Source organism: Streptomyces sp. WAC04114 (genome assembly GCF_019733245.1).
Classification (GTDB): Bacteria; Actinomycetota; Actinomycetes; order Streptomycetales; family Streptomycetaceae; genus Streptomyces; species Streptomyces massasporeus_A.
This window is the reverse complement of record NZ_JAIGQA010000371.1, coordinates 1-1219: the sequence shown is the minus strand read 5'-3', so window position 1 is coordinate 1219 and position 1219 is coordinate 1. Positions and strand designations below refer to the sequence as shown.

Here is a 1219-nt window from a genome sequence, read left to right as displayed (position 1 = left end):
GGGCGGGCCGTGTTGAGGCCGGTGCGCTTGACCGCCTCCTCGACGTCCATCGACAGGTACGCCACCCGCTGCCCGGCGAGCAGCGCGCGCGTGCCGGCGTCGAGGATCGCGCCGCCGCCCAGGGCCAGGACGCCGTCGTGCTCGCCGAGCGCCCGTTGCACCGCCGCCTTCTCGATCGCCCGGAAGGCGGACTCGCCCTCGTCGACGAAGATCTCGGCGATGGTCCGGCCCTGCTCGGCGACGATGTCGTCGTCGGTGTCCCGGTAGGAGACGTCGAGCCGCTCGGCCAGCAGTTGCCCGACGGTGGACTTGCCCACGCCCATCGGCCCGACCAGGACGACCAGCGGGCCGCTCATCGGATGGCGAGGTTGTCGAGGTACGACGTGACGTTGCGGCGGGTCTCGGCCACCGAGTCGCCGCCGAACTTCTCCGCCACCGCGTCCGCGAGCACCAGGGCGACCATGGCCTCGGCGACGATGCCGGCGGCCGGGACCGCGGACACGTCGGAGCGCTGGTGGTGGGCCTGCGCGGCCTCGCCGGTGGTGACGTCCACGGTCCGCAGGGCGCGCGGCACGGTCGCGATCGGCTTCATCGCGGCGCGGACGCGCAGCAGTTCACCGGTGGTCAGACCGCCCTCGGTGCCACCGGAGCGGCCGGTGGTGCGGCGGATGCCGTCGTCGGTCCTCACGATCTCGTCGTGCGCCTTGGACCCGGGCACCCGCGCCAGCTCGAATCCGTCACCGACCTCGACGCCCTTGATCGCCTGGATGCCCATGAGGGCACCGGCCAGGCGGGCGTCCAGCTTGCGGTCCCAGTGCACGTGCGAACCCAGGCCCACCGGCACGCCGTAGGCCAGGATCTCGACCACACCGCCGAGGGTGTCGCCGTCCTTGTGGGCCTGGTCGATCTCGGCGACCATCGCCTTCGAGGCGTCCGCGTCCAGGCAGCGCACCGGGTCCGCGTCCAGCCTCTCCACATCGGCCGGGGTCGGGTACACGCCCTTCGGCGCCCTGGCCGCCGCCAGCTCCACCACGTGGCTGACGATCTCGACGCCGGTGGTCTCCTTCAGGTACGACCGGGCCACCGCGCCCAGGGCGACGCGCGCGGCCGTCTCACGCGCCGAGGCACGCTCCAGGATCGGCCGGGCCTCGTCGAAGCCGTACTTCTGCATGCCCGCCAGGTCGGCGTGGCCGGGCCGGGGCCGGGTCAGCGGGGCGTT

2 protein-coding genes are annotated in these 1219 nt (G+C 73.7%); both read right to left on the bottom strand.

The window, feature by feature from the left end:
* The coding region (locus K4G64_RS39255; RefSeq protein WP_221760618.1) for a shikimate kinase at positions 1 to 356 on the bottom strand (356 nt) is incomplete at its 3' end.
* On the bottom strand, positions 353 to 1219 hold an 867-nt coding region (gene aroC, locus K4G64_RS39250), incomplete at its 5' end, for a chorismate synthase (RefSeq protein ID WP_221760617.1). The genes aroC and K4G64_RS39255, both read right to left, overlap by 4 nt.